This window comes from Kitasatospora sp. CB02891 (assembly GCF_002803145.1).
GTDB lineage: Bacteria > Actinomycetota > Actinomycetes > Streptomycetales > Streptomycetaceae > Kitasatospora > Kitasatospora griseola.
This window is the reverse complement of sequence record NZ_NNBO01000001.1, coordinates 447,918-471,877: the sequence shown is the minus strand read 5'-3', so window position 1 is coordinate 471,877 and position 23,960 is coordinate 447,918. Positions and strand designations below refer to the sequence as shown.

The following is a 23,960-nucleotide window of genomic DNA, read 5'->3' as shown; positions in this document are numbered from 1 at the left end:
ACGCTGGGCCGATGAATCAGGAACCGCGCCCGCCGCTGACCGGGCGGCTGCGCACCGCGCACTGGATCGCGCTGGACGCCGCGCTCGCGCTGGTGCTCGGCGCGGTGACCTGGCAGCGGGTGCTGAACTACGCGGCGGACTACCGTCCGCACGGGCGCGAGCTGCCCGAGCCGGCGACCTGGCAGGTGGCCGTGGTGCTGGTCTGCGTGGTGGCGCTCGGCGCGGCACTCGCCGTGCGGCGGGTGCGGACGCCGCTCGCCGTGGGGCTGGTGCTGGCGGCCTGGGCGGCGATCGTCGCCGCGGCCGGCGAGCTGATGATCGCCAACATCGTCGGGCTGCAGGTCGTCCTGACCGGGGCCGCGGTCGTGTTCCTGGCGGCCGCGACCCGGTCGACCCGCGACGGCCTGGCCGCGCTCTGCCTGGCGCTCGCCGCAACCCAGTTGACCTGGTTCGGCTCCTACGAGCTGTGGCACAACTGGCTGGTCGCCGCACTGGCCCACCTCACCGCCTGGGCGCTCGGCGCCGCCGTCGGACGCCACCGCGCCCACGACGCGGCCCTGCGCCGCCACCAGGCCGACGCCGTCCGGGCCGAACTGACGGCCGAACGGATCCGGCTGGCCCGGGAACTGCACGACGTGATCGCGCATTCGATGAGCGTGGTCAACGTCCAGGCCGGATACGGCCAGTTCGTCATCGACAGCGACCCGCAGGGAGCCAAGACCGCGCTGGCCGCGATCCGGAGCACCAGCCGGGACGCGCTGCGGGAGATGCGCGGACTGCTGGGCGTCCTGCGCGACGGCGGCCCGCCCGACACCGCCTCGCTGCTCCCCGCACCGACCCTGGCGGACCTGGACCGCCTGGTCGCCGGTGCCGCGGACGCCGGCGTCCGGGTCGACCTGACGATCACCGGCGCGCGCCGCGAGCTGTCGCCGGCCCTGGAACTGACGGCGTACCGGATCGTCCAGGAGGCTCTGACCAACGTGGTGAAGCACGCGGCCACCGACACGGCGCGGGTGCGCATCGAGTACCGGCCGGACGCGCTGCTGCTGGAAGTCGGCGACCGGGGCAGGGGCGCGCAGCCCGCCGAGGTCGAGGCGGCCGACGGGCACGGCCTCGCCGGGATGCGCGAACGGGTCGGCCTGTACGGCGGCACTCTGGAGGCCGGGCCGCGGACCCCGCGAGGGTTCCGGGTACGGGCGCTGCTCCCGACCGGGGGCGAGCGGTGACGATCAGAGTGCTGGTCGCCGACGACCAGGCACTGGTGCGCGCCGGGTTCCGCGGGATCGTCGACGCGGCGGACGGCTTCACCGTGGTCGGCGAGGCCGCGACCGGCGCCGAGGCCGTCGAACTGGCCCGCCGGACGGCGCCCGACGTGGTGCTGATGGACATCCGGATGCCCGGGATGGACGGGCTGGCGGCGACCCGACTGATCGCGGCGCCCCGGGCGTCGAACTCGTCCGCAGACGAGGTGAAGGTGCTGATTCTCACCACGTACGACATCGACGACTACGTGTACACGGCGCTGCGGGCCGGAGCGAGCGGGTTCCTGCTGAAGGACACCCCGCCCGAGGAACTACTGGCCGCGATCCGGGTGGTCGCCGCCGGGGATGCGCTGCTGGCACCCGGCATCACCCGCCGCCTGATCCGCGAGTTCGCGGCCCGGCCGGCCACACCGATGTACGAAGACCCGGACACCGCAGCGCAGTTGGCGGCGATCACCGAGCGCGAGCGGGAAGTGCTGACGCTGATCGGCCAGGGGCTGACCAACAGCGAGATCGCCGAGCGACTGTTCATCACCACCGGGACCGTCAAGACCCATGTCGGCCACCTGCTGGCCAAGTTGGCGGCCCGCGACCGGGTGCACCTGGTGATCCTGGCGCACCGCGCCGGGCTGGTCGGCTGACGTCGCGGCGGTCTCCCGCCACGGGTGCATGCCCGCGGTCGTAGCCGCGCTCCGGACATCTGACCGCGGGCCGACGCGTCGGTGTCCGCAGCTCGGGCACGGTGGAGCCTCCGCCACCACAACTCCGTTGGAGCTGACCGAACATGACGATGAGTCATCGGCGAAGACTGCTGGCCGTGCTCGCCTTCGGCATCCTGGCCGCCACCGTCCCCGACGCCGCGACCGCCGCGACCGCCGTGACCTCGACCGCCCCGACCGTCACCGCCGGGGCCGGGCCGCTGCGCCTGACCCTGCCCGCACCCACCGGGCGGCACCTCGTCGGCACCACCACGATGCACCTGGTCGACGAGACCCGTCCCGACCCCTGGGCGCCGACGCCCCGGTCCCGCGAGTTGAAGATCCAGCTCTGGTATCCCGCGACCAGCACCGCCGGCCACCCGGCAGCCCCCTGGATGAGCCCCGCCGAGCAGGCGCACCTGGAGTCCGACTACTTCGGCATCCCGACCGGCGGGCTCGCCTGGCCGGTCACCCACGGCCATGAAGACGCGCCCGCCGACCGTGCCGCCCGCCACCCGGTGATCCTGTACTCGCACGGGTCGCGCGGGGACCGCTCGTTCGACACTGCGCTGGTCGAGGAACTGGCAAGCCACGGCTACATCGTGGCCACCATTGACCACACCTTCGACGCCGGCGAGGTCGAGTTCCCCGACGGCCGGGTCGAAGTCCGCAACACCGCAGCCGTGCACGCGATGAGCGACGCCGAGATCGTCGCCGTCCGCACCGCCGACACCCGATTCGTCCTGGACCGGCTCACCGCGCTCGCGGCCGGCGCCGACCCCGACGCCGAACACCGGCCCGTGCCGCGCGGACTCGGCGCCGCCCTGGACCTGACCTCTGTCGGCATGTTCGGCCACTCCATGGGCGGTGCCACCACCCTTCAGGCCCTGCACGACGACGCGCGCATCCGGGCCGGCGCCACCCTCGACGGGCCGGTCTTCGGCACGGTGGCCGGCGACGGCCTGGCCAAGCCGCTGCTGCTGATGAGCTCCGGCTGGGACAGTCCCGCCCGTGATGCCATGTGGGACGCACTGTGGCCCGAACTCACCGGCTGGCGCAGGCAGTTGAACCTCAAGGATTCCGGCCACCTGTCCTACTCCGACCTCGAACTGCTCATCCCGCAGGGCGAACCCGTGATCGGCTGGTCCGCGGAGCAGCTCGACCACTTCCTCGGCACCGGCGACGGCCCGCACGCCGTCGCCGCCCAACGCGCCTACCTGCTCGGCTTCTTCGACCTCCAGCTGCGCCACCGTCGCACCGGCCTGTTCGACGGTCCGTCGCCGTGCTACCCGGAGATCGCCTTCACCCGCTGACCGCTGACCGCTGACCGCTGCTCGAACTCGGCGGCGGGGCACGGCGGGTGTGCGGGGCAGTCGCCGTCGGCGGCGACGGAGACCCGCTCCCGGTCCGCCCGGGTCCGCAGCCGCTCGGCGCAGACCTGGTCGACCAGGTGGGTGGGCGCGGCGCCGAACAGCACGCGCAGCGGCGGCTGTTCGGCGCCGACGACCTCCGGCAGCGCGGTGGCGGCGGCGCTCGGCTCGACCAGGGTGACCTCGATGCCGAACGAGGCGACGGACGGTCTCCCGCGCCTTCCCGCACCGCACCGCACCGCACCGCCCACCCGGGTCCCGGCCACCGTCGACATCAACGAGGCTGCGGCCCGCGAGGTCCCGGCATTGCCCCGAACCGCTCCCCGTAGGACGGTGTCCACGGGAATGCCGCGTCGGTCGGGACGGCCTCCGGCGGGGCTCGGCGCCGCAGTCGAGGGGATGGGTGATCGGCATGACCACTGCCAGGACCGAGCAGGTGTCGGACTTCTACTGCCAGGAGGCCTTGTCCGGGAACACTCCGATCACGGTGGTCGAGGAGACGGACGAAGTGCTTGCCTTCGAGCACACCCGGCCGTCGTACCCGGTGCACATCGTGGTGGTTCCCAAACTGCACACCCCGTCCCTGGAGGACCTCGGCGAGGGCGGAGAGGAACTGCTGATGAAGGTCATGCGGGTCGTCCGCTCGGTGGCGGCGAGGGTCCGTGAGGAGCACGGCGCCTGCTGCATCGTCACCAACCTGGGCGAGTACCAGGACAGCAAGCACCAGCACTGGCACGTGCTGTTCAGGGGCGAGCTGCCCGAGGGGCGGGTCTGAGCCGCAAGGGTTCCGGCGGCAGTGTCCGGGCAACTCGGGCTGTTGGACGGGAGGCGGCCCGTGCCCTGGATGGGGCGGTGGGCGTTGAGCAGGATGGCAGGATCAGCGCGAGAAGGAGCACAACCACCTTGACTGCACTTCGGATTCGCAGGGCGGCCGTGGCCGCGGGGGCGGCGGCCCTGGCCCTGATGACGGCGATGCTGCCCGCGGCGGCGGACGGGTCGGCGGGCCGGCGGGCGTTCACGGACCGGACGGACGGCGAGTTCCAGCGCGACTGCCTGGCCGCCGTCAACGCCTACCGCGCCGAGCACCAGGTGCCGCCGCTCACCGTCGACCCGACGGTCGTGGACTACGCCAAGTCCCGGGCGCAGCAGGTCTCCCGGCCGAACGGCTTCAACAGCGACGGCCTGGCGCGCGGGTACGGCGAGACGCTGAGCCGGAGCTCGACCGCGGGTGAGGGCACCTACACCCCGGACACCTGCCGGGACGCGGTGGACTCCTGGTACGAGGGCAGCGCGCACTACGACTACGCCAAGCCCGGCTTCTCCCGCGAGACCGGCAGCTTCACCCAGCTGGTGTGGAAGTCCACCACGAAGCTGGGCTGCGCCCGGGTCGGCGGCCTCCGCGACGGAGGCCCGGACAGCGAGGGCTTCTCCTGGTCCGACACGTACATCGTGTGCGATTTCACGCCGCGCGGGAACCTGACGACGGACCCGCAGAACCCGACCAAGGCGTACCGGGACAACGTCCTGCCGCCCCGGCCGTAGGCACGGTGGGGCGGCAGGCGGTCGCCCGGGTTCGCCGTCTCAGTCGGCCAGCTCCGCGCGGAGGGTGCGGGCGTCGCGGTCCGACGCCGCCCGTCACGGCGGCCGCGCGACGGCTCTATTCGGAGTCGGTGCGGCGCAGCAGGTAGCTGTCCATGATCCAGCCCTTGCGCTCGCGTGCCTGCTCGCGCAACTCGGCGATGCGGTCGGCCTGTTCGGCGAGCGGGCCGGCGGCGAGGATCTCGTCCTCGGTGCCCAGGTACGCGCCGTAGTGGATGTGCACGCCCGCCGGGTCGATCTTGGTGAACGCCGCCTGCCCGTCCAGCATCACCACCGCGTCCTCCGACCCCGGGCCGAAGCCCTCGGCGGCGAGGCGCCGGCCGGTGGTGATCCGTACGGGGCGGGCGGTGCGGGTGAGGGTGGTGCGGTGACGGGCCGCCAGCACCGAGATGCTGCTGATGCCGGGGACGACGGTGTACTCGAACCCGGTGCGCCCGCGGGCCAGAATCCGGTCGAGGACGGCGATCACACTGTCGTACAGCGCCGGGTCGCCCCAGACCAGCAGCGCGCCGGTCTGCCCGTCCGCCAACTCCTCGACCACCGCCTGCTCGACCAGGTCGGCCCGCCGCTCCCGCCACTCCTCGACGGCTTCCTTGTACGCCGCCGTGGCGCGGTCCCGCGCGGGGTCGATCAGTTCCACCACCCGGTGCCCGGGCCGCCCGTGCTCGGCGATCATCTGTCGCCGCAGCCGGATCAGGTCCTGGCGCTCCTCGGGCTTGTCCAGCAGCAGGAACGCATCCGTGCGGCCGATCGCCTTGACCGCCTCCAGAGTGAGGTGGTCGGGATCGCCCGCGCCGATGCCGATGACGAGAAGGGTACGCATGACGCCGATTCTGCCTGGTCGCCCGCGCGGACCGGCAGGTGGGCGGCACGCTGCACGGATCGAGGCGCGGTCGGCCCGGTGGATCACGGCGATGCGAGGGCGGGCGACGATCCCGCCAGGCTTCGCGATCACCGCTGTCCGGCCCGACCCGCCGGCCTGCGGCAGGTACCCGGCGATGCCGCACCGAGCAGCCCTGACGCCGTCGAACAACGCCGAACAGTCGAACAGCGCGCCCTCGCCGACGACACCACGGTTGTCGGTGGCGGGTGCGACGCTGCCGGGATGACTCCTTGGAACCTGCTCGATCTCGACCGGGCCCTGCGGGCCAGTTGGGCCGCCGACACCTGTTCGCCGGACGACCTGCTCAGGGCCGGGTGGGGGCCGGAGAACCCGGCGTGGGGGCAGTGCGACATCACCGCGCTGGTGGTGCACGACCTGTTCGGGGGCGAGTTGCTGGTCGGGAAGGTGTACCGGGGCGGGGAGCAGCAGGGGTTCCACTGGTGGAACCGGCTGCCCAGCGGCGCGGAGCTCGACCTGACGCTCGAACAGTTCCGGGACGGTCAGACCGTCACGGAGGGCCGGGTCCTGGCCCGTCCGGTGGGGCCGACGCGGCACCGCTGGGCGGAGTACCTGCTGCTGCGCGAGCGGGTCGGCGAGCGGCTCGGCGGCTTCCCGGAGCCGGCGGCCTGACGGCGGGTCGGTCGGGGGGCCGGTGTGCGCCGATGGGCGCAGTGCGGCGGGCCCCGAGGGGCGGGGGAGGGCGACGATCGGCGGACAGGAGGCTCGCGCGCGGGGCGCGGACGGAGAGGTTCGCCATGGGTATGGATCGTCGGCGGTTTCTGACTGTCGCTGCGGTGGCGGCGGCAGGAGTGGCCACGGGGGCGGGAAGTGCGGGGGCGGTGGGGGCGTTCCCGGCCAGAGCGCGGGGCTGGCGGGCGGCGCCGCCGGACTGGCAGGCGCTGCGGAGACGGCTGGGGGACCGGCTGGTGCTGCCCGCCGACCCCGGGTACGGGACGGCGCGGCTCGGGTTCAACCAGCTGAACGACGGTCAACTGCCCGCCGCGGTCGCCAAGTGCCTCTCGGCGGACGACGTCCGGGCCTGTCTGGACGTGGCGCGCGGCCACGGCATCCCGATCGCGGCACGCAGCGGCGGTCACAGCTACCTCGGCTACAGCATCCCCGCGACCGGCCTGGTGATCGACCTGCGCGGCATGGCGGACGTCAAGGTGCACCGGGACGGGAAGGCCGAGGTCGGCGCGGGCGCGCGGCTGATCGAGGTGTACGCGGGCCTGGCGGCGGCCGGGCGGCTGCTGCCGGCCGGGAGCTGCCCGACGGTCGGGGTCGGCGGGCTCACGCTGGGCGGCGGCATCGGCGTGCTGGCCCGCAAGTACGGGCTGACCTGCGACCGGCTCGGCGCGGCCCAGCTGGTGACCGCCGACTCCGCCCTGCACACCGCCTCGCCCGGCCGCAACGAGAACCTGTACTGGGCGCTGCGCGGCGGCGGGGGCGGAAACTTCGGCGTGGTCACCCGGTTCACCTTCGACACCGCGCCCGCGCCCGGCCTCACCGTCATCTCGCTGGCGTTCCCCGCCGGATCGGTGCCGCAGGTGCTCGGCGCCTGGCAGGAGTGGGTGGCCCGCGCGCCCGAGGAACTGTGGGCCAGCTGCCAGATCGCCGGCGGCAGCCCGCCGAGCTGCCGGGTCGTCGGCTGCTGGGTGGGCGACCCCGACGGGGCGAACCAGCAGGTCGACCGGCTGGTGAGGGCCGCCGGAACGACGCCGACCAGCCGGACCGTCGCCCCCAAGGACTACCTGGCGGCGATGCAGTACATGGCGGGCTGCTCCAAGGACACCGTCGCCCAGTGCCACCCCACCTGGGAGGGCGGCCGGCTCACCCGGACCGGATTCGTCGCCGTCTCCCGAATGCTCGGACCCCGGCCGATCGACCCGGCGAAGGTCACCGACCTGATGACCGGCCACACCGGCATCGACCTGCTGCTGGACTCGCTCGGCGGCGCCGTCGGCGACCTCGGACCGGGCGACACCGCCTTCCCGCACCGCAACTCGCTCGCCAGCGCCCAGGTGTACGCCTCCGCCACCCCCGCCACCGAGGCCCGGGTGAAGGCCGCGGTCGACGCCGTCCGCGACGGTCTGGCCGGCCTCGGCGCGCACGGCGCGTACGTCAACTACATCGACGCCACGCTCCCGGACTGGGGCCGTGCCTACTACGGCGAGAACCTGTCACGCCTCCAGCTGATCGCCCGCCGGTACGACCCCGACGGCGTCTTCGCCTTCCCGCAGTCGGTCACCGCCGCGTCCGGCGGCTTCGGACGAGCCGCCTGAGGCCGCGGGCCGGGGCGTCCGGGGTCGGCTCCGGGAAGCGCGGCGACGGGCCGTCCGGCAGGTCGGGTCCCGGCGGGGGAGCCGACGAGCGGCCGTCGCACCCGGTGCGACGCCCGTTCAGGAGACCCGGCGGCGCAGCAGGTAGGCGCCGGAGGCCGCTGCGAGGGCGGCCATGCAGGCGGCGAAGACCAGGCCAGCGTGGGTGAGGCCGAGGGGGCGGGCGAGCAGGCCGATGCCGATCACCGGGATCGAGATGCCGAAGTACGCCACCACGAACAGCGCGGACAGCACGCCGCCGCGCTGCTCGGCGGGGGCCGCGCCCGCGACCTCGTCGACCGCGCCGCGCAGGCCCATGCCCTGGCCGGTGCCGCCGACCAGGGCGGCCAGGACGAGCGGCGTCAGGGTGTCGGTGGCGAGGGAGAGGGCGAGCAGGCCGAGCCCGGCGATCAGGACCAGGCAGCCCAGCGGGATGGCCCGGGCCGCGCCCAGCCGGGGAACCAGGAGTTGACCGGCCGTCGAGGCGAAGAAGGCCAGGCAGACGATCGCGCCGACCGCGGCGTGGTTGTGCACGCCCAGGTCCTCGGCGAGGAACGCCGGACTGACCGAGGTGAACACGCCGAGCAGCGAGAACCCGGCGAACGCGGCGATCCCCGCGGGGACGAACACCCCGCGCACCTGCGGCGGCAGCTCCGGCCGCCGGGGCCGCGCGGTGCGCAGCGGGCGGGCGCCGGCCACCGTCTCGGGCAGGAGCCAGGTGACGGCGAAGGAGACCGCCAGCAACGCCAGGTGGACCAGGTAGGGCAGCGTCAGCGGGTGCGAGGTGTACTCGGCGAGCAGCCCCGACAGCAGCGGACCGAGACCGAGGCCGCCCATGTTCGCGGCGGTGGCAACGAACCCGGCCCGGGCCCTGCGGTCGGGCGGGGCGAGCTCCAGCACGTACGCGGTGGCGGTGCCGGTGAACAGACCCGCGGAGAAACCCGACAGCAGCCGGCCGACGAACAGCAGCGCCAGCCCCTGCTCGGCCAGGAATGCGACCGCCGCCCCCGCCGCGCACCCGAGACCGCACAGCAGCACCGGTCGCCGCCCCACCGCGTCCGACACATTGCCGACCAGCAGCAGCACCCCGATCACGCCCAGCGCGTAGACGGCGAACACCACCGTCACCATCAGCTCGGAGAACCCGATCTGTTCCTGGTACAGCCCGTACAGCGGGGTGGGCAGCGTGGTCCCCGCCATGCAGACGGCGAACGCGCCCGCCGCCCCCAGATACCGCAGACGCCGACGACCGGTCATCCGCCCACCGTAACCGCGGGCCTGCCGCGCGATCCTGCGGCAGGGCGGGGCGAACTGCCAGGTCAGCCCGTTCGCGGCAGTGTCGGCGGCGCGCGGTTGAATGGGCGGCATGACCGTTCGCGACCTGCTGTCCTCGCTGCCCGAACCCGCCGAACTGCGCGCCCGCTGCCGGGCGATCGCCCTGCTCGACGCGATCCTCGACGACTACGACCCCACGCACACGTTCGTGCCCGGCTGGCGGGACGGCGTGGACCTGGCGTCCATGGACAACGGCTCGGGCGACCACTACGCGATCGTGTTCGACGCGGCCGGGGTGTTCCTCCACGGGTTCGACCACGAGAGCGACGCCACGCCGTGGCGGGAGGCCGAACGCGCGCACTGGCCGGGCCTGCTCGACGGACTGCCGGCCTCGCTCGCCCACTACGCGCAGGCGCCGGAGTTCCAGTTCATGGACTTCTTCGACGCCACGGTCTGCGTCTGGCGCGAGACCGACGACACCGCGTGGCGCTGCGGCCCGGTGGAGTTCGCCCCCGGCGAGCGGGACGGCGCCGACTGGATGTTCGACCTCGTCGCGGACGGCACCCCCGAGGCGTACGTGGACTTCGCCGAGGACTACTTCGAGCGCCCCGTCGCCCGCTCCGCGGTGGCGGCGATCCTGACAGGCGCTCCGCTCACCCGCGAAACGGTCGCGGCACTCGCCCCCGCCAAGGACTTCGCCACCGTCGCCGCACAGGCCCGCAAGCTGGGCTGGGACGTCCCGGAGCCGGCCGCCGGCTGAGCCGGCGGGGTGCCTGCGCGCCCGCGCCGGCGCGGTCAGTGCGCGGTGTCGACGTGTTCGTCGTGGTCGATGTTGCCGAACCACCACTCGGCCCCGTCGATGCCGGCCGCCCAGCGGTCCATGACGTGTTCGACCGCGGGAAAGCCGGCCGTCAGGGAGACGGTGACGACGACGAAGCGCAGGTCCGACGGGGCCTCGGCGATGCCCCCGAGCTCCCCGATCGCGTCCCGGAGTTCGGCGAGCGACTCGGGTGCGAAGCAGCCGCGCCTCGCCGCCTGAACACACAGGTTCCCGCCGGGCTCCACCACCGTGAACCGGCCGTCGTCGCCGACCCGGAGCACATCGCCGGCCGCGCAGCCGAGCGTCAGCCCCGGGCTTCCGGCCAGTTCGAACAGGCCGGGTTCCAGGAACAGCGCCGGCAGCACTTCGAACACCGGCTCCCCCTCGGAGTGGCCCGCCAGGAGGCGAAGGTGCGTGCGGACCGGCGGCTGGGGATCGGGCGTCATGCGGGGGATCGTTCCACACGGCCGGGACGGGGCCGGCGCCGGGCGGCTCGGTATGAGTGTCGTTCATGGCTCGGGCAGGTCGTTTGTTGGACTCTTGGCTCCGGCCGGTCGCATCATCGCACCACTTGGCGGGACCGAAACGCCCGACGCCCAGGCGAGGAGTGGACTTGGTGCAGAAACCGGAAGTGGCCGTGGAATCGACGGGCCCGGCTCCGGGCCGGTGGATCGCGGGCTTCCTGGCCCTGTCGCTCATCTGGGGGGCCAGCTTCGCCCTGATCAAAGTGGCCGTGAACGCGGAGGTTCCGCCGATCTGGGTGGCGCTCTGGCGGTGTCTGTTCGGGGCGCTGACCCTGGCGGCGATCCTGGCCGTGCAGCGCTCGGGGCTGCCGCGGGACCGGGCGACATGGGGGCATGCGCTGGTGGTGGCGCTGCTCCTGAACTCGATGCCGTTCGCGCTGCTCGCCTTCGGTGAGATGCAGGTCAGTTCGGTGCTGGCCGGTGTGATCAATGCGACGACGCCGCTGACCACGCTGTTCTTCGTACTGCTGCTGGTTCCGCAGGAGCAGCTGACGTCGCGTCGGCTGGTCGGTCTGTTCACCGGCTTCTGCGGGGTGCTGGTGGTGCTGGGCATCTGGCGGGGGCTGGGCGACGCGACACTGACGGGCGCCGCCGCCTGTCTGGGGTCGACGCTGTGCTACGGGGCCGGATTCGCCTACACCCGGCGGTTCTTCGCGGGCCGTCAGGGCTCCGCGGTCGCCCTGTCGACCACGCAACTGATCTGCGCCACAGCGGAGTTGGCCATCGCTGCGCCCTTGATGGCCGGGGCGCCCGGGTGGCCGGGCCGGCCTGCCGCGGTGAGTCTGCTGGCCCTCGGCGCGCTGGGCACCGGCGTGGCCTACATCCTCAACCTCCGCCTCATCCGGGAGGCCGGGCCGACCATCGCCTCCACGGTCACCTATGTGATCCCCGTGTGGTCGACCCTGTTCGGCACCCTGCTGCTGTCGGAGCCGCTGAGCTGGAACACCGCGGCCGGCGCCGTCCTGGTGGTCGCGGGCGTCCTGCTCGCCCGGGCGCCGGGCCGCCCCCGCCCGCCGGCGTCCGGGACGTCCGGGTCGTCCGGGTCGTCGGCCGCCTCCGTCGCGGAGCCCGAGGGGAGACTCAGGCGGTGACGGGAGCCTCGCGGTGGCTGCCGGTGTCGGCGGTGGGCCGCGGGTCGAGCGGCCGGGTCCGCACCGGCAGCGGGAGATCCCGGTCGGCGGGGAGGGGGCCGGTGTCCTGACCGTCCGTCGGATGCCGGCGGCACCAGGCGGTGAGGACGTCGGCCAGCGGATGCCAGGGGCGGTCCGCCGGGCCGGTCAGGGTGAGGCTGCGGGTGACGCGCTGGGCCAGCGGCACCATGGCCAGCCGGTGGTCCAGCATCGTCGCCGTCAGCCCGGGCACGATCGACACGCCGATTCCGCTGCGGACCATGGCGAGCAACGTCCCCATGTCCCGGACCCGGTGCGCCCCGGGCAGCGGCCTGCGCGCCAGCCGGTACGCCTGCCGGACGTACTTCTCGCAGCCCCCGGTCGACAGGATCAGCGGGTCGTCGTCGAGGTCGGTGATGTCGATCCGCGGCTCGGCGGCGAGCGGGTGGTCCCGTCGCAGCAGCGCCTGGAAGGTGTCGGTGGACAGCAGGACGCCCTGCTCGGACGGCGGGCCGACCAGGACCGAGAGCTCGACGGCGCCGCGCCGCAGCCACTCCTCGACCTCGCCGTCGTCGCCCTCCAGGAGCACCACGTTCAACTGCGGGAACGCCTCCCGCCAGCGCGGCAGGAGGGTCGGCAGAACGCCCTGACAGGCCGTCGGCGGGGCGGCCAGCCGCACCGTCCCGGACGGCTGCCCATTGCGCCGGTCCGCCAGTTCGCAGATCGCCGCGTGCGCGGCCACGGCCTGCCGGGCCGGGACGAGGATCTGCTCGCCGAACGCCGTGGGGCGGGGTCGGCCGGTGCGCACCAGGACGGCGGCGCCGAGCGAACGCTCCAGCGCGGCCACCGAGTGCGACACCGCGGACTGGCTGACGTCGAGCTCGTCCGCCGCGCCGCTGAAGCTGCCGCTGTCGAGAACGGCGAGGAAGGCGCGCAGGTGCGTGATGCCGACGTTCATGAAAGCCCCTCAGCTGGCCCGGCACGTCATCGATTTCCCTCATGATGCTGCGGCCCGGAACGGGTCGCAATCACCGCCGCGGACCCGCCCGGGCCTCGGCGGGGCGGCCGGTGCTGCGCCGGGCGGGTGAGGTGCGCGTCGTTCGGGTCCGGGTTGCGGGGGAGTGGGCGGGGTGGATGCCACAGTGACGGGGTTCCGATCATCCGACGGGTGTGCGGGCGGCCGGCCGATCCGGTCGGTGCGTGGCGCATCCGATGCACGTGAGCGAGGACGGTGGACTCCCATGGTCCGTGGCATCCCCCGGTCCTGGCGGGTGGCGGCGCTTCCGCTGGCCGTGGCACTGCTGGTCACGGCCGTCGCGCCCGCCGCCGCGGACCCGGAACCGCCGCCCGACGCCGTGGCCGTCGGGGCGGAACCGCCGCCGCCCGAGGAGGTGACCGCCGGGTCGGCGCTCGAGGAGTTCGGCCGTGACCTCGCGGACGCCCGGCACGCCGCCGAGACCGCGGAGCAGCGGTTCACCGCCGCCGATCTCCAACTCGACCGGAGGAAACGGGAGTCGGCGGACGCCGAAGCCGACGCGGAGCGGGAACGGGCCCGGGTCGCGGAGGCCGAACTGCAGGCCGCACGACTGATCGGCGAGCTGTACCGCAACGGTTCGCTGGGCTCGCTCGGCCCGGTCGCCCGACTCTTACTCTCCGGCAATCCGGAGGAGTTCTTCGGCCGCCAGTGGCGGGCGTTCGAGCAGACCCACACCACCGCCGACGTGCTCGGCGAACTGCGCGAGGCCCGGGCCCGGCTGGTGCTGGCCGCCGACCAGGCCCGGCAGGCCGAACAGGCGGCGGCCACCGCCTCGCAGGACGCCCAGAGAGCCCTGGACACGGCCCGCACCGCGGCCGACCGCACCGCCCGACTGCTCGAATCCACTCCCGCCGACCAACTGGACCTGCTGGAGCAGCTGGAGAGCGACCGCGCCGACCAGGCCCGCGAGGAGATGCTCGCCGCCGGGACGTTCGGCCCCGGCGGCAGCGCGTCCGAGGCCGGCCGCCAGGCCATCGCCTACGCCCTCGCCCAGCTCGGCAAGCCCTATCGGTGGGGCGGCACCGGCCCCGACGCGTACGACTGCTCCGGCCTCACCTCGCAGGCCTGGCAGTCCGCCGGCGTCAGCATCCCGCGCACCAGCGAGGAGCAGTGGGCGGCGCTCAAGCGGATCCCGCTGCGCGAGCTGCGCCCCGGCGACCTGGTCGTCTACGACAACGACGCCGGCCACGTCGCCCTCTACCTCGGCGGCGGCACCGTCGTGCACGCCCCGCACACCGGGACGGTGATCAAGCTCGCCCCCGTCCCCATGCTGCCGATCCTCGGCGCGGTCCGCCCCGACCCGCAGGCCCCGGCCGCGCGCACGGACGAGCCCCCGGCCCCGTCCGCGGACACCGACGAGTCGCCGGGGCCGTCCGACGAGTGATCGCCCCCGTGGCCGGCTGCCTCAGCGGCCGGCGGTGATCGGGCGGACCTGGGTGCCCGGCTGCGGTGCGGAGCGGCGGTCCTGCGGGTTGGCGCCCTCCCAGTGGACGGTGAGGTGCCCGGTGTCGTCCGGCGGGGTCAGCACCATCGAGGTCACCTTGAACTCGGCCTGGCCGCGCTGCCCGCGTCCCCGGTAGGGCAGGTAGTCGATCAGCACGGACGCCGTCCCGCCGGGCGGCAGGGTCACCGTGCGGGTCTGCGACGTCCGGGCCCGGGGCAGGCTCCAGGTGGTTCCGTCGCTGATCAGGTCGATGCCCGGGAAGCCCTCCAGGGTGCAGGTGGCCGCGCTGCGGTTGGCCAGCTCGATCCGCTCCACCACCGGCCCGTCCGAGGCCGCCGCCGCCGAACCCGCCGACACCGTCGCCCGCAGGTCCGCCGCCGTGCACCGGCGCGTCCCGGCCCCGGCGGGGGCGGCGGGCGCGGTCTCCAGGACGGGCGAGACCTGCAGTTCCGCCGCGACGGGCACCGCGGGCGCAGCCGGGGCGACCGGACCGGACGGCCGCTCCTCGGCGCACGCGGTGAGGGACACGCCCAGGGCCGCCACCACGGCGGTGGCGGCGGACAGCTGACGGACACGCATGATCGGTTCCACCCCGTGATCCCGGCGGCCCCGCATCGGGAACCGCGCCGAAACTGACGGCCGATCACCCCTCGAACCCACCCCCCGGGACCGGCACGTCCACCATGCTGTCCCCCGCCGATCAACAACGGATCAACACCGACGTGACGCCCGGTCCACCTGACGCCCGAGCCCGGTGCCGGCGCGGCTCAGCGGGCGGCTCAACGGGCGGCCAGGCCGAGGTGGTCGCGGAGCGTGTCGCCCCGGTACTCGGTGCGGAAGACGCCGCGTTCCTGGAGGAGGGGAACGACCTTGTCGGCGAACTCGTCGAGGCCGGTGGGGGTGAGGTGCGGGGCGAGGATGAAGCCGTCGCCGGCGTCCTCCTGGACGAAGCGGTTCATCTCCTCGGCGACCCGGGCCGGGGTGCCGATGAACGACTGGCGGCCCGTCACCTCGATGATCAGCTCGCGGACGGACAGCCGCTTGGTCGCGGCGAGCGCCCGCCACTCGTCGGCGACGGCCAGCGGGTCGCGGGTCATCCGGACCGAGGCGCGGCCCCGGGCGATGGTGTGTTCGCCGATCAGCGGGTCCTGCGCGGGGAGCGGGCCGTCCGGGTCGAGGTCGGACAGGTCGCGGTTCCACACCTGTTCCAGCAGCCGGATCGCGGTCTGCCCGCTGACCTGCTGACGGCGGATCAGGGCGGCCCGCTCGTGCGCCTCGACGTCGGTGTCGCCGAGCGCGAACGTCACCGAGGGCAGGATCTTCAGCTCGTCCCGCTGCCGACCGTACCGGGCCAGCCGGCCCTTGACGTCCGCGTAGAACGCCTGCCCGGCGAACAGTGTGCCGTGCCGGGAGAAGATCGCGTCGGCGGACGCGGCGGCGAACTCGCGGCCCTGGTCGGAGTCCCCCGCCTGGAAGATCACCGGACGGCCGTGCGGTGCGCGCGGCACGTCGAACCGGCCGGAGATGTCGAACTCCGAGGAGCGGTAGGCGAATCGGCCCGCGTCCGGGTCGTTCAGGAACTTCCCGGACGCACGGTCGGCGAGGAGCTCGTCGCCGTGCCAGGAGTCGAACAGCTGCCAGGACGCCTCCAGGAACTGCCGGGCCCGCGCGTACCGGTCCTCCTCCCGCAGGAACCCGCCGCGGCGGAAGTTCTCGCCGGTGAACGCGTCCCAGGAGGTCACCACGTTCCATGCCGCGCGGCCCGCGGAGAGGTGGTCCAGTGAGGCGAACTGCCGTGCCACCTCGTACGGTTCGTTGAACGTCGAGTTGATGGTGCCGGCCAGGCCGAGCCGGTCGGTGACGGCGGCGAGCGCCGCGAGCACGGTGAACGTGTCCGGCCGGCCGACCACGTCCAGGTCGTAGATCCGCCCGTGCTGCTCGCGCAGCCGCAGGCCCTCGGCGAGGAACAGGAAGTCGAACTTGGCGCGTTCGGCGGTCCGCGCGAAGTGCGCGAAGGACGAGAACTCGATCTGGCTCCCGGCCGCCGGGTCGCTCCACACCGTGGTGTTGTTCACGCCCGGGAAGTGCGCGGCGAGGTGGATCTGCTTGACGGGCTTGCTGCTGCTGGTCATGACGGGGCGATCCTTCCGGGGCGTCAGACGGTGGCGGCGGTCGCGGTGGAGGTGGTGGTGGCGGCGGTGGCCGGGTCGGCGGTCGCGGCGACGGTGTCGGTGGCGGCATAGCGGTTGGCGGGGCGCGGCAGTCCGAGCAGGCCGCGCAGCGTGGACGCCTCGTAGGCGGTGCGGAACCGGCCGCGCCGCTGGAGCTCGGGCACCAGGCCGCGGGTGATCCGCTCCAGGTCGTACGGCAGCGCGCCCGGGCGCAGCCGGAAGCCGGTCAGGCCGGTGGCCGCCAACTCCTCGATCAGGTCGGCGAGTTCGCCCGGCGTCCCGGTGAAGATCCGGGCGTCGCTGCGGTACTCGGCGCCGGCCGAGTCGTTCAGCCGGGCCAGCCGGTCGGCGGCCGCGCCGGGCCGGTCGTCCAGGAACACCACCAGGTCGGCGAAGACGTGCACGGTCTCGTCGCCGCGCCCGGCGGCCTGCTGCGCGTCGCGGATCTCCGCCAGCGCGGCCCGGGCGTCGTGCGGCGTGTGCGGGGTGATGAACGCCAAGTCGGAGGACCGGGCGGCGAGTTGGTAGGGCTCGGTGCGGTGGGCGACGGAGGCGACGATCGGCTGGCCCTGCGGCGGGCGCGGGGTGATCGACGGGCCGCGGACGCTGAACCGCGACCCGGTGAAGTCGATGTAGTGCAGCTTGGCGCGGTCGACGAAGCGGCCGGTGCCGGCGTCGCGGATCTCCGCGTCGTCCTCCCAGCTGTCCCACAGCCTGCGCAGCACCTCGACGTAGTCCGCCACCTCGCCGAACTCCTCGGCGAGGGTGGCCAGTTTCTGCGGGCTGTCGGGTTCGTCCAGGCGCAGCAGGGCGGCCTCGCGGCGGCCGAAGTGGGCGGCCTCGTCGGGGCGTGCGGAGACCTTCACCCGCAGGCCGGCCCGCCCGGAGCTGACGAAGTCGAGGGTGGCCACCGCCTTGGACAGGTGGAACGGCTCGGTGAACGGGACGACGGCCGTCGGCACCAGGCCGATGCGCCGGGTCAGCGGGGCGATCCGGGCCGCGACCAGCACCGAGTCCAGCCGCCCGCGCACCCGGTCGGTGCGGGCGTCCGGCGCGAACGGGTCGTCGGACTGGAGGCTCAGGCCGTCCTCGAAGGTCAGCAGGTCGAGCAGCCCGTGCTCGGCCTCGGCGGCCAGGTCGGCCCAGTACCGGGCGGTGAACAACTCCGCCGGCCTGGCCTCCGGCTCCCGCCACGCGGCGGGGTGCCAGCCGGCGCCGTCCAGCGCGACGGCCAGGTGCAGGGGTGTGGACGTGTTTTCGGGCATGGCGAACCGCTCCTGTTCAGGAGGAAGGTGACGGCACGCCGGCCACGGGGCGGCAGCAACGCGAAGGAACGCCCGGGCGCGGCGCGGATCGGACGGTGACGACGGATCAGGCGGTGACGACGGATCGGACGGCGACCGCGGGCGCCGGACAGAGCGCGGTGGTCACCCGCAGCAGATCGATGTGCAGTCGGGCGGCCAGCACCCAGCCCGGGCGGGCGACGGCGCCCGGCCGGTCCACGTGTCCGAACCGCACCGCCGCCACCTCCTCCGCCTTCGCCGCTTTCGCTGCTGCTGCCTCCGTCGCACCGTAACCCCGCGCCGAGACCGCGCACAACGCTGTTCACCGAGCGGTAACGAACGGCCCCGAACAGCCCCGAACGAACCCGAACGAATCCGACGGAGGCGATCGGCGGGCGGGGCAAGGGACTTGCGTCCCGGCGAGGGCGGGGGAGCGGGGACCGATGGCCCCGGGCGGGAGGACGTACGGGTCCTGGGTCGGGCGGGCCGCGGGTTCGTAGCGTGAAGGCACGCCCGTTGCGTGGGGCCCGTCGGCGCCAGGGCGAGGTGTACGGAGTCCAGGAGGACCGCATGTTCTGTTACCAGTGCGAGCAGACCGACCGTACCGGGACGGTTCCCGGGTGCGCGGGCGCGATCGGCAACTGCGGCAAGGATGCCGCGACTTCCGATCTGCAGGACCTGCTGATCCACGCGGCGAAGGGCGTGGCCCAGTACGCCGCCGAGGCCCGGGCGCTCGGGGCGGCGGACGACGAGGCGGACCGGTTCCTGCTGTACTCGGTGTTCACCACGCTGACCAACGTCAACTTCAACCCGTCCCGGTTCGGCGCGATGATCCAGCAGGCCGTCGCCCACCGCGACCGGGCCCGCGCCGCCTACGAGCAGGCCGCCCGCGCCGCCGGCCGCGAACCGCGCGAACTGACCGGCCCCGCCGCCTGGCAGCCCGCCGCCGACCCGGACGCGCTGCTGAAGCAGGCCGCCGACGTCCGGGTGGACGCCGGCCTGGCCCTGGTCGGACCGGACGTGGTCGGCCTGCGCTCGCTGCACCTCTACGCACTGAAGGGCATCTGCGCGTACGCCCACCACGCGCACGTCCTGGGCAAGGAGAGCGCCGAGGTGTTCGCCGGCGTGGCGGACGCCCTCGCCTACCTCGCGAGCGAACCCGCCGACGCCGCCGAGCTGTTGGAGCGCGCCGTCGGCCTGGGCCGGCTCAACCTGACCGTGATGGAACTCCTGGACGCCGCCAACACCGGCGCGTACGGGCCCCAGCAGCCCACCGCGGTGCGCACCACGCCCGTCGAGGGCAAGGCGATCCTGGTCAGCGGCCACGACCTGCACGACCTGGAGCAGCTGCTGGAGCAGACCACCGGCCAGGGCATCAACGTGTACACCCACGGCGAGATGCTGCCCGCGCACGCCTACCCGCTGCTGAAGGCCTACCCGCACCTGGTCGGCAACTACGGCGGCGCCTGGCAGGACCAGCAGCGCGAGTTCGCCGCGTTCCCCGGCCCGATCCTGATGACCTCCAACTGCATCATCGAACCCCACGTCAGCTACCGCCGACGGATCTTCACCACCGGCCCCGTCGGCTGGCCCGGCGTCCGCCACCTCTCCGAGGGCGACTTCACCCCCGTCCTGCAGGCCGCCCGCGCGCTGCCCGGCTTCCCCGCCGAACCGGAGCCCGCGCCCGAGAAGCTGCTCACCGTCGGCTTCGGCGCCGACGCCGTCCTCGCCGTCGCCGACCGCGTCACCGCTGCCGTCCGCAGCGGCGCGATCCGGCACTTCTTCCTGGTCGGCGGCTGCGACGGGCCCACCCCCGGGCGCGACTACTACACCGAGTTCGCGGTCGGCGCGCCCGCCGACACCATGGTGCTCACCCTCGGCTGCGCCAAGTACCGCTTCAACGGGCACGACTTCGGCGAGATCGGCGGCATCCCGCGGCTGCTCGACCTCGGCCAGTGCAACGACACCCACTCCGCGATCCGGATCGCCGTCGCACTGGCGGAGGCCTTCGAGTGCGAGGTGAACGACCTGCCGCTGACCCTGGTGCTGTCCTGGACCGAGCAGAAGGCCGTCGCCGTGCTGCTCGCCCTGCTCGCCCTCGGCATCCGCAACATCCACCTCGGCCCGACGCTGCCCGGCTTCCTCACGCCCGACCTGGTCGACGCCCTGGTGCAGCGCTTCGACCTGCGGGTGATCGGCGACCCGGCCGCGGACCTCGCCGCCGCGCTCGAACCGGCCGGGAAGTGACCGGCCACCAGGTGGTCCTCACCACCACCGACGGCGCCCGCCTGGAGCTGTGCTGCCCGCCCGGCGGCACCGTGCTGGAGGCCGCCGCCGAGGCCGGGGCCGCGCTGCCCGCCTCCTGCAAGCAGGGCACCTGCGGCTCCTGCCACGCCACCGTCACCTCCGGCGCGTACGACCTCGGCCCGCACAGCGCACTGGCGCTGCCGCCCGACGAACTCCCGCACGGCGGCGTGCTGCTGTGCCGCACCGTCCCGTGCGGGCCGCTCACCGCCGAACTGCCCTACCCGCAGTCGCGGATCCTGTACGGCGGGGTGCCGGAACGGGCGGCGGAGGTCGAGTCGATCACCGCCGTCGCCCGGGACACCGTCCACCTCGTCGTCACCCTCACCGACAGCCCCGACTGCCAGTTCGACGCCGGGCAGTTCGTCGAACTCGAACTGCCCGGCACCGGGGTCCGCCGCGCCTACTCGCTCGCCAACACCGGCAACTGGGAAGGCCGGATGGAGTTCTACATCCGACTCCGCCCGGACGGCGCGTTCTCCGGCCCGCTCGCCGAACGGGCCCGCCCGGGCGACCCGCTGACGGTCCACGGCCCGCAGGGCGCCTTCGGTCTCCACGAGACCGGCCTGCGCCCCCGCTGGCTGCTCGCCGGCGGCACCGGCCTGGCCCCGCTGCTCGCCATGGCCCGCCAGATGGCCGAGTGGCAGGACCCGCAACCGGCCCGCCTCTTCCTGGGAGCCAACACCCCAGCGGACCTGTTCGGCGACCCGGAGCTCAAGGCGGTCGCCGCCGAACTCCCGTCCTTCCAGTACGAGTTCACCGTTCGCGAGGCCGATCCCGGCTGGACCGGCCCGGTCGGCACCCCTGCCGACCTGCTCGCCCGGGCGCTCTCCACCCACACCGGCCCGGCCCCCGACCTCTACGTCTGCGGCCCCCCGCCCATGGTCGACGCGGTCCGCCGCGCCGCCCCCGACTGCCAGGTTTTCCACGAACGCTTCCTGGCCACCTGAACACCCGACCGCCGCACCCCTCCTCCCCGCTTCACCGGGAGGAGGGGTGCGGCGGCGTTTCCCCTCGGCGGGTGTGCTCAGACGCTGACGACGGTGGTGCCGGCGGCTTCGAGCGCGGCGAGTTCGTCGGCGGGGGCGTCGGTGTCGGTGACGAGGATGTGCAGGCTCGCGGCGGGGGCGACGCGGGCGAAGGCGGTGCGGCCGAGCTTCCCGGCGGACGCGGCCACGACGGTGCGGCGGGCGGCGGCCATCGCGGCCTTCTTCACGGTGGCGTCGTCGAGGTCGTAGGCGGTCAGGCCGTCGGCGGCGCTCAGGGCGCAGCAGCTGAGGACGGCGGTGTCGAAGCGCAGGGCGTTGATCGAAGCGAGGGCGAGGGGGCCGGTGAGGGCGCCTTCGGTGGCGCGGGGGCGGCCGCCGGGGACGAGGAGGGTGGCCGGTCCGGGGGTGTCGCCGAGGACGTGGATGGCGGGCAGCGACAGCGGCATGACGGTGACGGGGCGCTCGCGCAGGAGGCGGGCGACCTCCAGGCAGGTGGTGCCGCTGTCGAGCAGCACGGTCTCGCCGTCGGCGACGAGCGCGGAGATGCCGGCGGCGATGCGGCGCTTGGCGTCGACGGCTTCGCGGGCGCGGAGCGCGAACGGGGGTTCCTCGCCGCGCAGCAGCAGGGTGCGGGCGCCGCCACGGAAGCGCTCCAGGGCGCCCTGGGTGGCGAGGGTGTCCAGATCGCGGCGGATGGTCATCTCGGAGGCGCCGGTGAGTTCGGCGAGTTCGAGGACGGTGGCGCTGCCCGCGTCCCGCACGGTCTGGGCGATCAGGGTGTGGCGCTCCGCGGTGTTCATACCGGAATTGAACCGCACTTCGGAGCAAACAATCGAGGCGTTCGATTCTCCGGGTTTCGCACATCTCGAATGTTCGTTATGGTCGACGGCATGGAACGCTCGCTCCGGGCCGCCCGCGTGGCGACCTACGTCTACTTCGTCCTGTGCGGCACTCTGATGGGCGCCTGGGTCGTGCACATCCCCGCCGTCGAAGCCCGGGTGGGCATCAGTCACGCCGCCCTCGGCGGCCTGCTCGTCCTGCTGGGCCTGGGCGCCTTCGGCGGCATGCGGGCCGCGGGCCGCCTGACCGACCGCCTCGGCGCCCGCACCGTCGTCCCGGCCTCCGGCGCCGTGTGCGCCGCCTCCCTGGTGCTGCCCGCCCTGGCGCCGAACCCCTGGACGCTCGCCGGGGCGCTACTGGTCTTCGGCTTCGCCAACGGCTGCCTGGACGTCGGTATGAACGCCCACGCCGTGCACGTGGAGAAGGCGTACCGGCGGCCCGTCATGTCGGGCTTCCACGCCACCTTCTCGGTCGGCGGCGTGATCGCCGCCGGTGCCGCCGCCGCGGCCACCGCCGTCGGGGCCGGGCCGGTGGCCACCCTCGCCCTCCTCGGCGCGCTCGGCCTCGCCACCGCCCTGCTCGCCGCCCGCGCCCTGTTGCCCGACGCCGCGGCCGCGGACGAAGCCGACGAGGGGACCGACACCCCGGCTGCGACCGCCGACAGCGGCCAGGTCCGCCGACAGATCCGGATCTTCGCCGTACTGGCGCTGATGGTCATGCTCAGCGAGGGCGCAGCCAACGACTGGAGCGCCCTGCACCTGAGGGACGTCCTCGGCGCGCCCGCGAGCACCGCCGCCCTCGCGTACGGCACCTTCGCCGCCGCGATGACCACCGGACGCCTGCTCGCCGACCGGATCGTCACCCGCCACGGCCCGACCGCCGTCCTGCGCCACGGCGCGGCCACCGCCGCCGTCGGCATCACGATCGCCGCGCTCACCCCGTGGGTGTGGGCCGCGTTCCTCGGCTGGGCGCTGTTCGGCCTCGGCCTGTCCGGCTGCGTGCCCCAACTCCTCAGCGCCGCCGGCCACGCCAACCCCGCCGCCGCGGGCGCCAACGTCTCCCGCGTCGCCGGACTCGGCTACCTCGGCATGCTCGCCGGACCCGCCGTCATCGGCTGGCTCACCCACCTCACCGCCCTGAACCACACGTTCCTGCTGCTCACCCTGATGTGCGCCGCTACCGCCGCCACCGCCGGGATCCTCCGCACCACCGCCACCCCGGGTTCCCCCGGCAGCGACCGCGCGGCCTCCCCGGCGCCTGCGGGCAGCAGCCGCTGACTGCCTGCGCGGGCCGGCCTCGCGCAGCCGCCATCGGCAACTGGCTCCCGGCCCACGCGGCCTGACCATCCGGCGCCGGGAATCCGGGTGCGCCGACGGTGTGTTGAGCGATCGTCGGAAACCGTTCGGAGTCGGGGGCCCCAGTTGAAGTTCGTGGCAATCGTGGGAAGCCTGCGCGCGGACTCGTACAACCGCGCGGTCGCGCTCAACGCCGCCGAACTGTGCGACCCCGGCACCGAATTGACCTTCTTCGACGACCTCCGTGCCCTCCCGTGGTTCGAACACGACGTCGAGCTCGTCGCCCCGCCTGCCGCCGTTCTCGCCTTCCGCGCCCGACTCGCCGACGCCGACGCCGTCCTGATCACCAGCCCCGAATACGCCGCCGGCATGTCGGGCGTCCTCAAGAACGCCCTCGAATGGATCGTCGGCGGCGGCCAGCTCGTCGACAAACCGGTCGCCGTCATCACCGCCTCCCCCGCCACCACCGGCGGCGAACGCGCCCGCGCCTGGACCACCGAGACACTCCGGATGATGGGCGCCGACGTCCTCCCCGAATCCCTGTCCGTCCCGTCCGTCGGCACCAAGATCAAGAACGGCCGAGTGACGGACGAACCCCTCCGCACCCAACTGCGCGAGGTACTGGCGGCGATGGGCCGCGCGGCGAAGCAGAAGGCCGAACCGGCGGCCGCCGAAGGCTGAACGGCCCTGCCTCCGCATCGTCAGTTTCCGGGCGCACGCCACCAGTTGGTACCGTGGCA

Annotated in this window: 24 protein-coding genes; 14 read left to right on the top strand and 10 right to left on the bottom strand. The window is 74.1% G+C overall.

Going from position 1 to position 23,960, the window contains the following annotated elements:
* The first annotated feature begins 11 nt into the window (after nucleotides 1-11).
* From CG736_RS02190 to CG736_RS02180, 3 genes are all read left to right on the top strand, one after another.
* Nucleotides 12-1,226: a sensor histidine kinase gene (locus CG736_RS02190; RefSeq protein ID WP_100584412.1), complete on the top strand. Its 1,215-nt coding sequence runs from the start codon at nucleotides 12-14 to the stop codon at nucleotides 1,224-1,226.
* The gene (locus tag CG736_RS02185) at nucleotides 1,223-1,903 is read left to right on the top strand and encodes a response regulator transcription factor (protein WP_100584411.1); all 681 of its coding nucleotides are present in this window, start codon (nucleotides 1,223-1,225) and stop codon (nucleotides 1,901-1,903) included. The genes CG736_RS02190 and CG736_RS02185 overlap by 4 nt, the downstream gene beginning before the upstream one ends.
* Nucleotides 1,904-2,046: 143 nt before the next feature.
* Entirely contained in the window at nucleotides 2,047-3,273 is a 1,227-nt protein-coding gene (locus tag CG736_RS02180; protein ID WP_198520325.1) for a hypothetical protein, read from the top strand.
* Here CG736_RS02180 and CG736_RS02175 read toward each other — a convergent pair.
* Nucleotides 3,246-3,596, bottom strand: coding sequence for a hypothetical protein (locus CG736_RS02175; protein WP_157815361.1), 351 nt, complete (start codon nucleotides 3,594-3,596; stop codon nucleotides 3,246-3,248). The two genes, CG736_RS02180 and CG736_RS02175, sit on opposite strands and share 28 nt — an antisense overlap.
* Nucleotides 3,597-3,742: 146 nt before the next feature.
* Here CG736_RS02175 and CG736_RS02170 point away from each other — a divergent pair, with 146 nt between their 5' ends.
* Both CG736_RS02170 and CG736_RS02165 read left to right on the top strand, forming a co-directional pair.
* Nucleotides 3,743-4,105 carry an HIT domain-containing protein gene (locus CG736_RS02170; protein ID WP_100585004.1) on the top strand — a complete coding sequence of 121 codons (363 nt, stop codon included), beginning with the start codon at nucleotides 3,743-3,745 and terminating at the stop codon, nucleotides 4,103-4,105.
* Nucleotides 4,106-4,233: 128 nt separating this feature from the next.
* A complete protein-coding gene (locus CG736_RS02165; RefSeq protein ID WP_157815360.1) occupies nucleotides 4,234-4,872 on the top strand; it encodes a CAP family protein in 639 nt (212 codons plus the stop codon).
* 115 nt (nucleotides 4,873-4,987) lie between these two features.
* Here CG736_RS02165 and cobF read toward each other — a convergent pair whose 3' ends face one another.
* Nucleotides 4,988-5,752 (bottom strand): precorrin-6A synthase (deacetylating), encoded by a 765-nt coding sequence (gene cobF, locus CG736_RS02160; protein WP_100584408.1) that lies wholly within the window; start codon nucleotides 5,750-5,752, stop codon nucleotides 4,988-4,990.
* A gap of 282 nt (nucleotides 5,753-6,034) precedes the next feature.
* Between cobF and CG736_RS02155 the strand changes: the two genes are divergently transcribed.
* Together CG736_RS02155 and CG736_RS02150 are read left to right on the top strand one after the other, a co-directional pair.
* Nucleotides 6,035-6,442: a hypothetical protein gene (locus tag CG736_RS02155; protein ID WP_100584407.1), complete on the top strand. Its 408-nt coding sequence runs from the start codon at nucleotides 6,035-6,037 to the stop codon at nucleotides 6,440-6,442.
* Nucleotides 6,443-6,606: 164 nt separating this feature from the next.
* Complete coding sequence (locus tag CG736_RS02150; protein WP_232733734.1) at nucleotides 6,607-8,094, top strand: FAD-binding oxidoreductase; 1,488 nt, start codon at nucleotides 6,607-6,609, stop codon at nucleotides 8,092-8,094.
* A 117-nt stretch (nucleotides 8,095-8,211) separates the two neighbouring features.
* On the opposite strand, the gene CG736_RS02145 is transcribed toward CG736_RS02150, so the two are convergent.
* Nucleotides 8,212-9,387 (bottom strand): MFS transporter, encoded by a 1,176-nt coding sequence (locus CG736_RS02145; RefSeq protein WP_100585003.1) that lies wholly within the window; start codon nucleotides 9,385-9,387, stop codon nucleotides 8,212-8,214.
* A 109-nt stretch (nucleotides 9,388-9,496) separates the two neighbouring features.
* Here CG736_RS02145 and CG736_RS02140 point away from each other — a divergent pair, with 109 nt between their 5' ends.
* Nucleotides 9,497-10,165, top strand: coding sequence for a hypothetical protein (locus CG736_RS02140; RefSeq protein WP_198520324.1), 669 nt, complete (start codon nucleotides 9,497-9,499; stop codon nucleotides 10,163-10,165).
* A 35-nt stretch (nucleotides 10,166-10,200) separates the two neighbouring features.
* Here CG736_RS02140 and CG736_RS02135 read toward each other — a convergent pair whose 3' ends face one another.
* Nucleotides 10,201-10,671: a DUF4265 domain-containing protein gene (locus CG736_RS02135; protein WP_100584404.1), complete on the bottom strand. Its 471-nt coding sequence runs from the start codon at nucleotides 10,669-10,671 to the stop codon at nucleotides 10,201-10,203.
* Nucleotides 10,672-10,841: 170 nt separating this feature from the next.
* On the opposite strand from CG736_RS02135, the gene CG736_RS02130 reads away from it, so the two are divergent.
* Nucleotides 10,842-11,840 carry a DMT family transporter gene (locus CG736_RS02130; protein ID WP_232733733.1) on the top strand — a complete coding sequence of 333 codons (999 nt, stop codon included), beginning with the start codon at nucleotides 10,842-10,844 and terminating at the stop codon, nucleotides 11,838-11,840.
* Here CG736_RS02130 and CG736_RS02125 read toward each other — a convergent pair.
* Nucleotides 11,830-12,816 (bottom strand): LysR family transcriptional regulator, encoded by a 987-nt coding sequence (locus CG736_RS02125; protein WP_100584403.1) that lies wholly within the window; start codon nucleotides 12,814-12,816, stop codon nucleotides 11,830-11,832. The two genes, CG736_RS02130 and CG736_RS02125, sit on opposite strands and share 11 nt — an antisense overlap.
* Nucleotides 12,817-13,099: 283 nt before the next feature.
* Here CG736_RS02125 and CG736_RS02120 point away from each other — a divergent pair, with 283 nt between their 5' ends.
* Nucleotides 13,100-14,278: a C40 family peptidase gene (locus CG736_RS02120; protein WP_100584402.1), complete on the top strand. Its 1,179-nt coding sequence runs from the start codon at nucleotides 13,100-13,102 to the stop codon at nucleotides 14,276-14,278.
* Nucleotides 14,279-14,299: 21 nt separating this feature from the next.
* Here the strand turns inward: CG736_RS02120 and CG736_RS02115 are convergent, their stop codons facing one another.
* The 4 genes from CG736_RS02115 to CG736_RS35825 all read right to left on the bottom strand — a co-directional run bounded on the left by CG736_RS02115 (nucleotide 14,300) and on the right by CG736_RS35825 (nucleotide 18,027).
* Nucleotides 14,300-14,917: a DUF4232 domain-containing protein gene (locus CG736_RS02115; RefSeq protein ID WP_100585001.1), complete on the bottom strand. Its 618-nt coding sequence runs from the start codon at nucleotides 14,915-14,917 to the stop codon at nucleotides 14,300-14,302.
* A gap of 200 nt (nucleotides 14,918-15,117) precedes the next feature.
* On the bottom strand, nucleotides 15,118-16,470 hold the full coding sequence (locus tag CG736_RS02110) for an NtaA/DmoA family FMN-dependent monooxygenase (RefSeq protein WP_100584401.1): 1,353 nt from the start codon (nucleotides 16,468-16,470) through the stop codon (nucleotides 15,118-15,120).
* A 23-nt stretch (nucleotides 16,471-16,493) separates the two neighbouring features.
* Nucleotides 16,494-17,774 (bottom strand): LLM class flavin-dependent oxidoreductase, encoded by a 1,281-nt coding sequence (locus CG736_RS02105; protein WP_100584400.1) that lies wholly within the window; start codon nucleotides 17,772-17,774, stop codon nucleotides 16,494-16,496.
* 106 nt (nucleotides 17,775-17,880) lie between these two features.
* Nucleotides 17,881-18,027 carry a hypothetical protein gene (locus CG736_RS35825; protein ID WP_157815359.1) on the bottom strand — a complete coding sequence of 49 codons (147 nt, stop codon included), beginning with the start codon at nucleotides 18,025-18,027 and terminating at the stop codon, nucleotides 17,881-17,883.
* Between the two features lie 335 nt (nucleotides 18,028-18,362).
* On the opposite strand from CG736_RS35825, the gene hcp reads away from it, so the two are divergent.
* Together hcp and CG736_RS02095 are read left to right on the top strand one after the other, a co-directional pair.
* Nucleotides 18,363-20,039 carry a hydroxylamine reductase gene (gene hcp / locus CG736_RS02100; protein ID WP_100584399.1) on the top strand — a complete coding sequence of 559 codons (1,677 nt, stop codon included), beginning with the start codon at nucleotides 18,363-18,365 and terminating at the stop codon, nucleotides 20,037-20,039.
* Nucleotides 20,036-21,046: a 2Fe-2S iron-sulfur cluster binding domain-containing protein gene (locus CG736_RS02095; protein WP_100584398.1), complete on the top strand. Its 1,011-nt coding sequence runs from the start codon at nucleotides 20,036-20,038 to the stop codon at nucleotides 21,044-21,046. The genes hcp and CG736_RS02095 overlap by 4 nt, the downstream gene beginning before the upstream one ends.
* Nucleotides 21,047-21,123: 77 nt before the next feature.
* On the opposite strand, the gene CG736_RS02090 is transcribed toward CG736_RS02095, so the two are convergent.
* Complete coding sequence (locus CG736_RS02090) at nucleotides 21,124-21,885, bottom strand: DeoR/GlpR family DNA-binding transcription regulator (protein ID WP_100584397.1); 762 nt, start codon at nucleotides 21,883-21,885, stop codon at nucleotides 21,124-21,126.
* 90 nt (nucleotides 21,886-21,975) lie between these two features.
* Here CG736_RS02090 and CG736_RS02085 point away from each other — a divergent pair, with 90 nt between their 5' ends.
* Both CG736_RS02085 and CG736_RS02080 read left to right on the top strand, forming a co-directional pair.
* A complete protein-coding gene (locus CG736_RS02085) occupies nucleotides 21,976-23,202 on the top strand; it encodes an MFS transporter (RefSeq protein WP_232733732.1) in 1,227 nt (408 codons plus the stop codon).
* Between the two features lie 153 nt (nucleotides 23,203-23,355).
* Nucleotides 23,356-23,901 carry an NADPH-dependent FMN reductase gene (locus CG736_RS02080; protein ID WP_232733731.1) on the top strand — a complete coding sequence of 182 codons (546 nt, stop codon included), beginning with the start codon at nucleotides 23,356-23,358 and terminating at the stop codon, nucleotides 23,899-23,901.
* Nucleotides 23,902-23,960 lie beyond the last annotated feature (59 nt).